Genomic DNA, 15,307 nt, shown 5'->3' with positions numbered 1-15,307 from the left:
TTTAAGATCTCTTAGGCTACTTCTTCACTATCTTCTTAGTTACAACCTCACCATCAGGAAGTTCTACTTTTAAGATATATAGACCTGTCCTTAGTGATTGTATATTGATTCTACCGTTAGACGTCCTTGATTTATCTAATGAATCTGTAATAGAGAGTAACACTCTTCCATTTAGATCAGACAGGATCAACTTAATTCTTCCTGATTTTTTAGATAACAGACTATAACTAAGATAATCATGTGTGGGATTTGGAAATACAGTTAATCCAGCTTTTGATACTTCAGGTATAATTTCTTCTTCTATTTTTATTCTAATACTTTGACTGCCGGTTTGAGTATTACAGTAAGTATTCATTACGTCAAAAAACTTGTCACCTATATCATTATAATCAGAATGATATAGGTGATATTCTTTTCCAAAAAGTGAATCATCCGAAAAAATGTAAGAAGAAAATTCATTTTCGGTTAGTACCTGTGCCTCATCCTTAAGTTGATAAATGTTCAAATTATCCTTATTGGTATAGGCAAACATACTATTTCCGTTATAATATTGATTTGCATTTGCAAACACACGATTAAGATCTCGAGACTTTAGATTGGTAAGTGATAAGGACCAGACTTGATATGAAATTTTTATCCAATTTGCCAAATTGTCTCTCACTATATTTTCATTCTGATTGTTTAACCCTTCTATATTCGAATAGATTTGACCCCAGTCAATTAAATTAGTAATATCCATTTCTCCTGGCAAAGAGTTACTATCTTCAATCCCAAACAATATAGAATAAGCTTCACTAGTACTATTACTTACTACCTGACCAGATGTATTTAAAGTTTGGCATTGTATACTTATACTCAATACATCTTCAATTTTTCCTAACACCATATTATTACGAGCGATATAAGGTTTTTCGTTGATCTTAAGGTAGGCACCAAAAGTCGCATTTTGACCTTTTACGATACCTATACCAAATTCTGGTTGATGAAGTACGGCAAATTTTCCCATAGGTTGATTATACAAAGGAGCTGATGCACGGGAGCCATTACTGTACCATTCTGGAGCATTTTCTGAGTTCAACCCACCAGGTGTAGCGATGAATTCTTCGTTATTTATCAGATCAGTTTCTATGGACAATGTTCCTTTTAACGCTAGTTCTCCAAAAACTACCTGTGGTCGTGGAGGAGGCATAGTGAGATTAATGTTTTGATCATCATGCTTTACCCTGTCATTCAGATAGTTATATTCTAATTTATAAGCCGACCCTACTTTTTTATATCCATCACCTTGTACAATTACAGAGGCTCCTTCTGCTATATTAGCTGCTCCCTGAGCAGCATTACTAAACCAGTCCAGTCCTGGTACTCCAAAATCAAAAAACTTTGCAGTTCCTTCAACCATCTTAATAGCACCTGCACTAATAAGTCCATTTCCGATAAGATCATTTCCTTCCCATTGTAATCTTGCCGCTTCTTTTTCCCAATCAGGGATTGCAGCTCCCTCGAGGACACCAGATATTTCGTTTCCAAAATTAATCAAATCAAATTGCTCTTGTTGATTAAACGTTACATCCCCTAATGTATTCTGAAGACTCCCAAAGCTATTATCCATAACTCCCATAAGGAAATTATCTCCTTGATTTTGCCAGTTTCCATATTCTGGTGTACCTGCGGGTATACTCCCACCTTCAAGGCGTCCTACCATCGTAAGGTTTCCTTGCGTCGTTTTATGAACTTTTAATTCGATGTAGGATTCAAAAAAATTAATACAAGGGTCATATTCCATAACAAAATCAGAAAAATACCACTCACGCCCTGCTGCACTCATAAATGGGTTAGCCTTACTATATCTAGATGGTTGTACTTTATCCAAAGATGAGAATTGCTGTAAACTGCCCCAAAGTCTAGGTATATATTGCTGAGGTGTGTTTGGTGTTCCTCCTCTAGCTTCCAGGCTCATCGTTAACTGATTGGCTTCTCCCTGATTATTAGTATATACAAACACTCTTAATCTGCTAGCCACTCGATCATAAAAAATAAGATAAGGATGGGGCGGAGCTTGATTACGTATGCTCCCATCTGCATTATATCCAAGGTTAGCTTTTATCAATTCCCATCCTTCAGAAGAAACAAAATCTTCGCCTCCCTGATAAATTCCTGTAGCATCAAACTGTGCACTGATACCCGAAAATGCTCTATGATTTTTGTAAAAAGGACTAAAAACGCTCGTCTCAACTGATCTATTATTTCCATGATACCTTACCGCCCATTTAGTTTGTTGCCAGTCGAAAGTATTAATCAGAGAGTTTCCTTTATTGTAGGGAAAAAACGAAAACGTCGATGCTAATTCGTCTCCACTATCTGATCCAAAATTATCTTCTGAATTAATCAGATAATTTTTTGACGTGTATCCTAACTCTATAAAACCTTTTTTAAGTTGTACTAACATCTTTGCACTCTGAGTAATTGATTGATTAAAGAATAATTCTGTCAAAGTAGCATCTTTTAACACAAATGTTTTTCCATTTTGAGTAGCTGTAAACTTATCTTGACCATCAAATCCAAAAACGATAGGCACTCCTACTACAAAATTGGTACTGGTCTCTCTACCCAATGGTGTTTGACTTAAAGGAAGATCCTGTTTACCAGACAAATAAAACAATATGATTTGATTATTTTTTATTTTGATTCCTATTTCTGGTTTTGCTTTGGCATACACATTTCTTGTGAAATGATGACGTGTATAATTCACAAAACCAATAGTTCCCTCTGTACCTGGTGCAATAGTTACCTTAAAATCATCTGCCCCAAAACCTTTGACAAAGAAGTTAGATGACACATAGTTCTGTAAGAGATTTGTATCAGGTTGGTGGATTCTGGTTACATTGGTATTATTATCTATTACCACGGTTCCAGATGTATTATTATTGTCGGTCTTTTGAAATACAATAGGACTATAATCTGTTGCCCTAATCCCAAGGTTATGCACCTTAAAACGGATGTCAGTATTAACTGTTGCAATGTTACACTTACAATCAATATTTCCATAACCCGAGGATAGTGCTACCGTAGTAATGTACCCCATTGCAACAACCCCACTATCCTTTTCCTTATCCGTTCGTTTTGGTCCTTCTGGGTATAACCGAAATAACAGTTTTGTTGTATTTGCTTGATTATTACTGATAGATACTAATTCTCCACTTTGGGTAATAGATATAAGTTTATTCCTTTGGGATCCACTATAAATTTGAAATGTTTTTGTCAAATCATTCTCTACTATCCAAAAATAAAAATCTTCATTTTCTGTATCAAGAGGGCTTGTGGTAAATACCCCTGATGGTAATTCTTTTAAATACTCTCCTGTAGCCACATCAATTTCAATAGTGTATAACCCCTTGATATAAGAGCCATAAGGAAGACTAGAAGGTTTTAAATCTGTAATAGTTTGTCCTGTGATGAGTAAAGGAAGTCCTAACCAGCAGATGGTAAATAACCACCTTATTGTATGATTTATATTCATGATCTTTTAGTTTTGTTAAAAAATGAGCTTATGGATATTTTCATTGTACAAATCTCTCATAGCCCTGTTACACTTTAAGCTATCCTTTATTCTGTAATCGAAGTTTACACTAAAACATAGCATAAGAGAGGGTTAATCTCCTTTTAACTTTTATTTTTTCACCTTTAACCGCTGTTGTAATTCAGAATTTTCTTTTTTCAGTTCTTGCAATTCTTTTTTAAGTTGAATTAGATGTAAATAGATTATTTCGATGTTCTCTACCGATTTTATCACCACATTAGGGATTTCAAGTCCATTTTTCACCACTTCTTTTTCGGTTGGCATATTGGGCAAGTGATGATTTTTAGAGATATATTCAGAAAGTTCTGATAGTGACATAATAGTATAGCCTTTTTTGAATACATAATCTGGAAAACTAGCAGCCGAACTTATAAATGAAGTTGCTTTTACGGTTCCTTCCACCTGTAGTTTTTCACTCGGCCTAGCTGTTCCTACACCTACATTACCCATTGCATCAATGGTCATACGCTCGGTTGCTATACCCGTTTTGGCTGTTACAAAGGACAACCTGGATCCGCTATCTGTATTTTTAATAGCTTGGATCCCTCCTGCATAAAACTCTGTTGCACTTCCCTGATTTTCAAAATTATAAAACTGAATCTCTCCAAAACTATTTCCATCAATATTTCTGGCTCCCGCTATCTTTAAAGTTCCTATCCCATCTACATTTGTATCATTTCGACCATCAATTTTTAGTGCTGCATTGGTTCCTTTAATCTCCATTCTTTCGGTTGGAGTTTTTGTTCCGATACCTATAGATTCACTAAAATGCCCAATTCCTACTACATCAAGCTTGGCTCCAGGAGATGAAGTTCCTATCCCAATGCTACCAGAAGTATTTATAGTCATATGTTCGGTAGCGATGCCATCAAAAGCTGTAAGAAAAGCTAATCTAGAGCCATTAGGTGTATCTTTGATTGCCCTCATTCCTCCAGCATTGAAGTCCGTTTTACTTCCTCTGTTATCATAATTATAAAACTGAATCGCACCAAAGCTATTACCATCGGCATCTCTGGCTCCTGATATCTTTAATTTTCCTTCCCTAGAATTTATTGCATCGCCACGTCCGTCTATTTTTACTACTGCATTAGTTCCTTTAATCTCTAGTTTTTCAGATGGGGTTGTGGTTCCTATCCCTACATTTCCAGTTTCATCAAATAGTCCTTTGGATACAAACATTACATCAACCTCCCAGATCTCATGATCTCCATGTGATCTAAAATCAGCTTTAATTGCCCATTTATCCACAATTTTGAACATGTACACCTGTATTATATTACCTGTACCTTTTTCTTGAATATCACCATTAAGAGCTCTAAATCCAATTATAGCTGCCTCATAATCTCTTGTTGAATAGTCAGTAATAAAAGGATTCGAAATATTAGTATATTTTTCCTTTTTAATAAGAGGGCTCTGCCCAAAAGTAGATTGTAAAAAGACTCCTATAACGAGTATCAAACATATAATTCCTTTCTTTTTCAATGAAAGATTAGAATTTAATAAAAAAGCCGTACCGTTGTCCCTTTTCGAAATACAATCCCCTTCTTGTTTTCTCGTACTATTAGTCAATGCTTTTAAAAGCGTAAAATCATTAGTTTTCATAATAATAGGTTTTAAGTTTTTTGTGTTTTTCAATAGTTAAAGGTACATTCATACCAAGGAAAGAATCCTGCCAAAATAGAGTCCATTATAGACAATCAAAAACAATAATCGACTACAAAACAAAATGTTACACCTATACAGGATTACCTTTAGTAAGATTTATTAAATTTTTTATATGAAAAAACGACTTTAGATTAAATACTCTGATGGTAGTTTCCCAAAACGTTTTTTATACACTCTGGCAAAATAATTGCTTTGTTGAAAACCTACAGAATACATTACCTCTGCTATTGTTTCCATCGCATTATTTTCAAATAAAACACGAGCTCTTTGCAATCTGATTTCTCGTATGAATTGTAAAGGAGATAATCCAGAGGTAGCCTTTATTTTTCTATACAGTTGTCGTTGGCTTATATTGAGTTCTATAGCCATATCTTGTACGCTATATTGATGGTTAGAAATTGCCTTAACTACTATTTCTTCTGCGAGACCTAAAAACCTTTTATCTGCAGATATGATCTCTTTTTCATTTTCCAGAAGTTGAGGTGTCCATTTCTTACGCTCTTTTTGGTTTTTAAGAATATACCTTATACGAGCCAATAGTTCTTGTGTTTCAAAAGGTTTGGTCAAATAATCATCTACCCCAATCGTCAACGCTTTAAGCTTGTCTTCATAAGTTACAATCGCGGTAAGCATAACAATAGGAATATATTCTGTTTTGGGTTGAGATTTTATTTGTTCGAGAAGTTGAAGCCCATCCATTCTTGGCATCATAATATCAGAAATAATTAGGCTTGGAAGAGAGTGATCATTCAAGTATTCAAGAGCTTCTACACCATCGGTTGCTTCTACAATATTATAACTCTCTAAAACAATACTACCTATGTACGTCCTAAGGTCAACGTTATCTTCAACAACTAAAATTGTAGGAATGTTTTTATCAATTATTTTAGTTTCTGAGCTGTCAACATTCAAATTCTCAGGTAAGGAAATAGGGCGTACTGAATTGCAAAGAGAAAAACTGTCGGAGGGAACACCATGGACAATTAAGCTTTCGGGAAGCCATAATGTAAAAATAGAGCCTTCTCCTAACTGACTTTTTGCAAAGAGATTCCCTCCATGAAGTTTCGCTAGTTCCATTGACAGAGATAATCCAATACCCATACCACCATGTTGTACCGTTTTCTGATGATTTCCTTGGTAATATCTATCAAAAACATAAGGTAAATCTTCGGGTTTTATCCCCAAACCTGTATCTATAACTGATATATTTACCCCTTTTTTTATTGCTGTTTCTACAAGAACCGTAATCTTATCTTCAGAATTTGTGAATTTCAATGCATTAGAAATTAGATTGATAATAATTTTACGAATACCTCTCTTATCAATATTAAAGATGGTTTTTTCACTAATTTTTACATCTAATACTATTTTTTTTTGAATGCTGGAAGTTTCGAATTGTATTATCGTCTCTTTAATCAAAGAAACAAGTACCACATTTGTTTTTTGTATATGAAAAGTATTTGTTTCCATTTTTGAAATATCTAAGATCTCATTTACCAAGTGAAGGAGGTGATTACTATATTTTTGTGCCAGCGTGATATTATTAACAGATATTGATTGGTTTTTGTTCTTTGTTAAAAATTGATCAATAGGACCTAAAATTAAAGTCAAAGGTGTACGTAATTCATGTGCCATATTAATAAACCATCTAGACTGAGTAGCATTTAGCTCTTCAATTGCCTTTTTTTGTTTTTCAGTCTCATTCTGCAACTTCGCTATAGTACTATATGCTCTACCAAAGTGTTGCGCCAGAACAAATGACATCATTACAAATGCTGCAAAAAACAAAGTGTTATCCACAAAATTAATTTTTGGTACCCTTTCCAAAAACATTAGTGCTGCCCATATCATTCCTAAGATTATTAATAGAAATGCAAAACTGATAATTATAGAATCTTTAGGTTTTCTGACGAATGTTTTAAAAACTATAATTAATCCATACCCCATAGGTATAAATGTAAAATAAACATAAGGAGTTATTAGTCTAGAATAGATAATCAGAGGGCATACTAATGTAATGACTATGACTAGTAATGTTATTAGAACTATGACTTTTTGAGGTTTTTGGAAATATTTACCTTTTACCATTTTTCCAAAATACAAAGTAAGAAACAAGCATGTGAAGTAAAATGATAGATATTCAATCTTGGCAATCGCTAAACCAGATAAAAAACCAAAAAAATCATTAAACAAATAAAGTCCTGTATTTGATAGCCTAAGAGAAAAACTTATAGCAAACAGAGAGTAATACAGTATTACTACATCTTGTTTCCAGAAAAGATACATGCCTAAAGAGAATATTCCGATGATAAAAAGACTTCCTACTAAAAACATCGTTTGCATCACTTCAGATTCTCGTTTTTTCATTAAATACTTTTGAGTCCCCAAAATAACATCAGAATGAAAACCTCCTTTTACATGACTAAAATTTGATACTTCTATAACTAATAGGTTTGCTCCTTTTTTTAAATTGATAATAGCCGTAAGTGGTTTCCATTGCAATTCTGAGCTTTGTTTAGACTTGCCTACCTTACCATTTTTGGCAATTAGTTCTTCTTCTAAATATAGATTATATGCATTATAAAATTCTGGAACTTCAAGAGCAACACTCCTATAATTTTTATTACTTAAGATTTGAATCGAGAATGTAGCATATCCATACGAAGGTAGTTTTGCAGTTTTAATTTTGAAATTATTCCAGATATCTGGGCAAAAAACTAAAGTATCTAAAGTACTGGATATTATTTTTTTGTCATCACTGTACATTTTTTTCCAATAAAACTTCCAGTAACCTTCCAATTTGATTGAGTTCTCTCCATTATACTCAATACTGCCGTTTACAACATTCTGACTATTCATGTTGATTGTACAAGAAAAGGATATGAATAGACAGAAATGAAATAATCTCATTCTAAAAAAAGCAAAACTAATTAAGAATATAAAAAATTAAACATAACAATAAATCACATAGCTAAGAAACAATGAATATTTATACCTACATTCAAAAAACTCCTCTATATGCTCTTCATTTTTATACCATTAAAGTTATCCAAATTTTCAATTTCCTTAATTATATAATCAAAGAATTATCTAGTGTATTAACAGAATATTTCAACGTTAAAACAACAAATTTTAAAAGAATGTTTCAAGAATGTTACATAAAGAATAAAAGTGTAACGAAATGCCTCTTTCTTTCTCAATATTAAAACAAGAAAATAGTAGCAAAATTTTTGCGCCTCTTCAGAGCAAAGATATAATGTAGTAGTAAGGAGATGAACCTTAGCTTTTATTTATTAGGTTACAGACAAAAACACAATAAAATAGCATTGAAACATTATCCTAAAATTAGATTGAGTTTATCACAAATCACTTGACAAAAGTTTCAATGCTACTTTATTGCACTTTAAATTTATAGCAATAAAATTAATTCATTATTGCTGCTTGTGCTCTACCACGTCCAGAAACAACTCCGCTAAAACTACCTCTACAAGCCCCCAAATACACACTAGGTCCCCATAAAGTATTAGAAATACTAAATTCTACGGCTGTACTTCTTCTAGACCAATTGACGTTTCTTGAAAACCTTGGATCACACTGATCTGTAAGATTTAGTCTATGTGTAACAATGTTTCCTCCTTGCGTCAAAAATTTATTAAAACCCCATTCTCTCCAGCGACCACCTGACCAGATCCAACCTTTTGCGTTTACCCCGTAACTTTTCCAAATCCAGAAATTATTTACATAACATCTCATTCTTAAACAGGTAGGCTCTCCTGTATTATCTGTATATTCTGTAGTCATCCAAAAAGTTCTACATCCAGCACCTTGTGTTTTTTCAGATACTTCTGATATTGCCTTTTGAGTATCAAAAGTTCTCACTTCACCCATAATATTAATCTTATTCTCTTCATTTAGAAAAAGCCTGGCATAGATATCTGCAGGATAGCGGTCATCAGGATTCTCTTCCCAATTTGGTTTTTCACCAAGGCTTGCTAGCCATTCATTACTTTCATTTCTTACTTTAGCCCATAAGGTTTTTATAGGCATTCTCTGTGCAACGTTTTTTTGCAAATCATAAAACCCAACTTTATCTCTTTCCAATAGGTCTTGTATATAAAAAGAGATTTCATCTTCATCTTTTACTTGTTCTACCAGTTCTGTAATATTAGAAGCAATTTCGACTAAAACATAGACCTCATCTACATAAGTTTTTTGCCATAAGCTATCTACTTTAGCAGTTTGCTCATAAATAGGTCGAAATTCTTCAGCGTTTTTGATTACCACTAATCCATCTTTATATTTTAAGTTTTTTAAGTCAATTTGCTGTACAAATTGTTCCTTTTTAGTATTTAGTTTTTCCAAAGACTCACTATAAGCTGAATAAAATACTTGGTCTTCTAATAAAATTGAACCTAGATCTTTTTGAGAGTTTTCATTTTGCTCCAAATCCATGTTTGATATTCCCTGTTCGTGCTGGCAGCCAACCAAAGTGCCAAGAAGTACTATTAATACAATTAATTTTTTCATAATAATGTTAGTTTTAAAAGTGTAAATGAATTATTGCATCGGTTTATTTAATAATAGGATGCAATTAAATTAAATCTAATCAACCTACTCTATTATAGCTTTTCGGTTTTCGCTTTTATGAATCGATTCATAACTACGAGTCATAAAAACGTACTTTGTTACCCTACCAGCTTTATTATTTTATAGTACACTTATATTTCATTTAGTTCTTATATCTCAAAAAAAGAAGGAATTATAGTGTTATAGGGCGTGACTAGCCCCTCTTGCCAAAAAAACGGCATCTGTTATAAATAAAAAAGTCTCCAGGATTCTTACCCTGGAGACTCGTATCTTTTTAAAAAGAATATTTTCTAAAACCTATAAACAACGGTAACTCGTCCGTTTATACCTGGTTCTGATTGCCAATATATATAAGAACCATAATTCGCCCCAGAATATAGATACTCATCCAAAATATTATTTACATTAAGCTGCACTGACATCTTTTTATTTCTCCATGAAAGTGCTCCATCTAATCTGAAATAGTCTGGTAAATCTGATTGGTTATCAGCATCCCACGCCCAAGATGATCGCTCTACTTGATACTGATACCCTAACGATGCTCCAAATCCTTTTAAAACAGAAGTATTTGCAAAGTTATAATTAACCCATCCATTGGTCATATGCTTCGCGTGACCTGCCACTTTTATTCCAATATTCTCTGGGTTAGAATCCTCAGTTATTTCTACATTGGTATTGGCATAATTCAAAGTAACGTTTAACTCGGGTGTAATTTTACCTTGCAAATCAAATTCAATACCTTTTGATTGTATTTCTCCTAATTGAATAGAAAAATCTGGATTGTCTGGATCAGATACTAATACATTTTCTTTGGTTATGATAAAAGCTCCTAATGATGCTTTTAACTTGTTATTAAAGAATGATTTCTTTATACCCCCTTCTATATCATTTGCCTCTTCTGGATCAAAACTTTCTCCTGTAGCACTAACACCAAAATTTGCTAAAAAGGATTGATCGTACAATGCATATGCCGTTAATGAAGGTAAAACATCTACACTTAAGCCTAATCTAGGCGTAAACTTAGTATCATTTTCACTTTTTCCTTGTGATGATAGATTTGTATATCTTCCTGCAAGGGTAAGCCTTATCTTGTCTTCTAAAAACCCTATCTCATCCTGTACATACAAAGCTCTGATTATTGATGCATTATAAGGTTCTCCTGCTCTTCTGTTTCTTACATTAGAGGAACGATCAAATTCTGGTAGTTCTGTATTACCATAAACTGGGTTATAAATATTAAATGGTTGATCCACATCTATAACACCTGAGTCGTAAAAATCCGCCCAATATTTTTTGTCTGTAAAATCAAATCCTCCCAAAACATTATGGCTAATACCTCCTGTATTGAATTTTCCATAAAGATATGATTGAAAATACTTCCCAATGGATAATGCATCCCATATACTAACATATCGTACTGCATCTCCCTGATCTGTAGGAGGACTGGCTAGCCATGTAGAGTTTCCTTCTTGCCCGTATCGTAATAGCCCAAACTGTGTTTCAAAAGTCCAATTATCAGACAATTGATGCTTAAAATTTGTAAAAAAGGTAACTTCACTTATATCTGAGGCAGGATAATTAGTGTCTGTAAATTTAAAATCTCTGTCCAAGCTCGCAAATCCATCTTTTACTGGTGCAAAAACGTAGGCAGTACCAATGTAAGACTCTGCTTTTTGAAAATTAAGCTCGGTAGTAATAGAAGTTTTTTCTGAAAAATTATAAGTAAGAGAAGGAGAAAAACCATAGCGCTCTGCATCTTCATTTCCTCTGTGAGTATCTGAGGTTTGATACAAACCATTTAGCCTAAACAGGAGTTTACCATCCTTTGTTAGTTTTCCGCCCAAATCCAGGGTTGCTCTATAGGTATCAAAACTACCAATCATAAATGATACTTCTTTAATTGAAGTAGCTGTTGGTTTTTTGGTAACTACGTTATAAAACCCTCCAGGTTCTCCTGCAGCCATCATAAAACCAGAAGGTCCTTTTACGAATTCTATCCGTTCTACCATACTCATATCTTCTGATAATGGACCCCATGAGTCAGAAATATTAATTCCATTTCTGAAGGCAGGTAATCTGAATCCCCTCATATTAATACGCGCAAAATGCCCCCAGTGTTCTATCATGGATACACCACTTACATTTCTTGTCACTCCATCCATAATACTGGTAATCTGCTGATCTACCAATAATTCATTGCTAATCACCTGAATATTCTGAGGTAACTTCTCAATTTCAGTATTTAAACGTAATGACCTGGATGGTTCTCTAACTACGTATTTGTTTTTATGCCCTTCCAAAACAATTTTATCAAGAACTTCATTATTTTCTTGTAGTACAATTACGGAAAGATCTATAGCCTGGTTCTCTCTGATCGTAACAGTAATATTTTCAGAGATATAACCAATTGAAGATATTTTAAGGGTTTGTTCTCCTTTTTTAACTGTTCTAATTGTAAACTCTCCTTTAGAATTTGATATTACTCCAATGTTTGTATGCTCAATCATCACATTTACATTAGGAATAGGCTCATTTTGTTGTGAAACAACTTTACCTTTTATGCTGCTTTTCTGACCATTCATTGCTAAAGACGCAAATAAAAGTGTCATTATCGTAATTAGTTTTTTCATGCCGACTATGCTGAATTAATTTAGATTAAATAAAAATAATCGTGCGAAAGTAAACTAATTCTCTCAAATAATTCACATGTCTAATTAAGAAAAATGAGGGCTGCTTTTCTATTTTAAGCTAAAGTTTAGATTCTCAATCTGTTTTGTTTATCAATTACTTTAAAACCATTTCATTTTTTCATTTTTAACGGTCAATAACTCATTAAAACAACATCATTTTTCTTTGAATATAGTTTTAAAACCTTCAGGTCATTTATAATATAAAAGCACTTACTTCTAATTCACTTGTATAGTATTTTAACTCTATACATTAAGCATGATATGTAACCAATTAATTTTCTATTTCTGTTTATTCACTAATTCGCGTAATTGTATTGCAGCTGTTTCGGCTGTAAAATCCCGCTGAGCCATTGCAAACATCTCATAACCAACCATAAATTTTTTAACGGAAGCCGATCGCAAAAGTGGAGGATAAAAAATCATGTGCCAATGCCATCCCATAAATGATTTCCCAGTTACAGGTGCCTGATGAATCCCAGAAGAATACGGGAACTGGACTCCAAACAATTGATCATAAACAGAAGTAATCGTTTGAATAGCTTTAGCAAAAGAGGAGATTTCACCTTTACTCATTAACATTATATTCTCTTTTCCTCTTTTTGGAATAATCATAGTCTCGAAAGGCCAAACAGCCCAAAAAGGAACTACTACAATAAAATGATCATTCTCATATACTATCCGTTCTTGCTCTTGTTGTTCTTGAGTTAAATATGCCTCTAGCAAAGTATTTTTGTGCTTTCTAAAATGTTGTGAAAAATTGGCTGTTTTTTTTAAGATCTCATTAGGTATCGATTCCTGAGCCCATATCTGTCCATGAGGATGAGGGTTACTACACCCCATAATCTCACCCTTGTTTTCGAATATCTGGATCGAATTTATATAAGAAATCTCTGATAAGTTTTCATATTCTGATTGCCAGGTAGTAATGACCTTTTCTATAGCTTCAACTGGCAATTGCGATAGTGTCAGAGAGTGATTGGGAGAGAAACAAATTACTTTGCAAATCCCTCTCTCTTGATTGGCTTCAAATAGTCCTTTTTTATACTTTTTTGAAGACGAATCTGGTGTTAATGCTCCGAAATCATTAGTAAACACAAAAGTGTCTGTGTACAAAGGATTTTTATCTTTATTGATTCTACTATTCCCTGGACACAAATAACATTTTTTATCATAGCCTACCTTTTCTTCTTTTGTTATCGTTTCTGTCTTTCCTTGCCAAGGGCGTTTTGTACGATGAGGGGACACCAGTACCTGAGCGCCGGTAAGTATGTTTTTTCTAATGTGAGTATGTCTTATTATATCTTTCATAATCATGCGAGAAAATCAATTATAGTTTACGCTTAGTTTTTTAAAGAAATTTGCTAAAATGACCTCTAATTCTTATTTCTATTTAGCAGTATATAGACTATATCTATACTTTTTTCCAGACTAATAATGCCAACAACATAGAAATCACCGCAGATGCGATCCAAAATATAGTTATAGAACTAAAATCATAAATAATTTCTCCGGCAATCACTGTTTTATTATTTTCTATCAAAATACCACTGGTGATATCCTGTATTCCTGCTGCTGCATAACTCATAATCCCTACAATACCCAACGCTGCTCCAGAGGCTTCTTTTGACGCTAAATCCACTGCCATTAAGCCTCCTAGGTAGCATATCAAGGCTCCTATTGCTAATCCAAAAAGAACCATGCTAATTGCATCTAATAGCCACATATCTTTTGGTCCTAATAAAAAAAGAGATAGGGATGTAATGTTCATAAGACCAAAGCAGGCTACAGGGATATTTCGCTTTCCATGAAAAAATCGATCCGAAATAAATCCAGAAAACGCTGTCCCTAATATCCCACAAATAGCACTAATAGAAATTAGGGTATTTGCTTGTGTTAAACTATACCCTTTGGCTGTTTCAAAATAATATGGTCCCCAACTATTTACTGCATATCTCGAAATGTACATAAAAGCACTTGATAATGCTAAGATCCATATATATGGGTTCTTTAAAACCGCTAATTGTTGATCTCGGGTAGCTAATTTTAACATACTCTCTTCTTTACTAACAGTAGGTAATCCTTTACTTTCTGGAGAGTCATGAAAAAAAACGGCAATAATAATAGCGCCAACAATCCCTATAATCCCAGCTATCTTAAAACCCCACTGCCACCCAAAATAGGAAGCTACAACAGCTGTTAAGATATAAGTTAAAGCTTCTCCAATATTATGACTGGTACTCCAAAATCCATAAAAACTTCCTCGTTCTTTATCTTTAAACCATCGAGATAGAGATACTACACTAGAAGGAGCTCCCATAGATTGAACCCAACCATTAATTCCCCAACAAATAGCAAAAAATAAAAACCCATCTACAAAACCTAACATTAAGTTTATTAATGAGGAAATCAATAAGCCGGTAGACATAAATCGCTTTATATTACTATAGTCTGCCAAGAAACCGTTGACAAACTTTCCCAGAGCGTAAGAAAAAAATAAAGCAGATCCGATAAGTCCTAATTGAGATTCGGTCAAAAAACCACTATCAACGATAGGTTTTTTAACTACATTTAAACTTAATCTGCATACATAATACAATCCATACCCTATTGTAGCCGACATAAATACCTGCCACTTTAATATTTTATAAATACTTTTTTGGTTTTCTGGCGTTGCAATTACTTCTCTGGCTGGTAATTTTTTAAAAGAATCTAACATTTTTATTTCGTTTAAAGAAAAACGCAGTAATATAACTGCGTCTTTCTAGCTAATTCAAATAACTATATAAAG

The 15,307-nt window shown here is 33.4% G+C and carries 7 protein-coding genes; all 7 read right to left on the bottom strand.

Going from position 1 to position 15,307, the window contains the following annotated elements:
- Positions 1–16: 16 nt before the first annotated feature.
- On the bottom strand, positions 17–3,517 hold the full coding sequence (locus C1X07_RS21525; RefSeq protein ID WP_103072107.1) for a T9SS type A sorting domain-containing protein: 3,501 nt from the start codon (positions 3,515–3,517) through the stop codon (positions 17–19).
- A 150-nt stretch (positions 3,518–3,667) separates the two neighbouring features.
- Positions 3,668–5,179, bottom strand: a complete 1,512-nt coding sequence (locus tag C1X07_RS21520) for a hypothetical protein (protein ID WP_103072106.1) — start codon at positions 5,177–5,179, stop codon at positions 3,668–3,670.
- A gap of 189 nt (positions 5,180–5,368) precedes the next feature.
- Entirely contained in the window at positions 5,369–8,101 is a 2,733-nt protein-coding gene (locus tag C1X07_RS21515; protein ID WP_164914222.1) for a hybrid sensor histidine kinase/response regulator transcription factor, read from the bottom strand.
- Between the two features lie 564 nt (positions 8,102–8,665).
- The gene (locus C1X07_RS21510; RefSeq protein WP_103072104.1) at positions 8,666–9,769 is read right to left on the bottom strand and encodes a hypothetical protein; all 1,104 of its coding nucleotides are present in this window, start codon (positions 9,767–9,769) and stop codon (positions 8,666–8,668) included.
- Positions 9,770–10,119: 350 nt separating this feature from the next.
- Positions 10,120–12,459: a TonB-dependent receptor gene (locus C1X07_RS21505; protein WP_103072103.1), complete on the bottom strand. Its 2,340-nt coding sequence runs from the start codon at positions 12,457–12,459 to the stop codon at positions 10,120–10,122.
- Between the two features lie 339 nt (positions 12,460–12,798).
- Entirely contained in the window at positions 12,799–13,827 is a 1,029-nt protein-coding gene (locus C1X07_RS21500) for a UDP-glucose--hexose-1-phosphate uridylyltransferase (protein WP_206604265.1), read from the bottom strand.
- Between the two features lie 103 nt (positions 13,828–13,930).
- A complete protein-coding gene (locus C1X07_RS21495; protein WP_103072101.1) occupies positions 13,931–15,235 on the bottom strand; it encodes an MFS transporter in 1,305 nt (434 codons plus the stop codon).
- Positions 15,236–15,307: the final 72 nt, after the last annotated feature.

It is taken from the genome of Aquimarina sediminis (genome assembly GCF_002895435.1).
In the GTDB taxonomy this organism is placed as follows: domain Bacteria; phylum Bacteroidota; class Bacteroidia; order Flavobacteriales; family Flavobacteriaceae; genus Aquimarina; species Aquimarina sediminis.
Note: the sequence above shows the minus strand (reverse complement) of the source record. Positions and strands in the feature narration are given on the sequence as shown.

Bases quoted from the DNA above. Each gene is read 5' to 3' on its own strand.
- C1X07_RS21515 (WP_164914222.1), bottom strand. From the start codon at position 8,101: ATGAATAGTCAGAATGTTGTAAACGGCAGTATTGAGTATAATGGAGAG.
- C1X07_RS21495 (WP_103072101.1), bottom strand. From the start codon at position 15,235: ATGTTAGATTCTTTTAAAAAATTACCAGCCAGAGAAGTAATTGCAACG.
- C1X07_RS21525 (WP_103072107.1), bottom strand. From the start codon at position 3,517: ATGAATATAAATCATACAATAAGGTGGTTATTTACCATCTGCTGGTTA.
- C1X07_RS21500 (WP_206604265.1), bottom strand. From the start codon at position 13,827: ATGAAAGATATAATAAGACATACTCACATTAGAAAAAACATACTTACC.
- C1X07_RS21510 (WP_103072104.1), bottom strand. From the start codon at position 9,769: ATGAAAAAATTAATTGTATTAATAGTACTTCTTGGCACTTTGGTTGGC.
- C1X07_RS21505 (WP_103072103.1), bottom strand. From the start codon at position 12,459: ATGAAAAAACTAATTACGATAATGACACTTTTATTTGCGTCTTTAGCA.
- C1X07_RS21520 (WP_103072106.1), bottom strand. From the start codon at position 5,179: ATGAAAACTAATGATTTTACGCTTTTAAAAGCATTGACTAATAGTACG.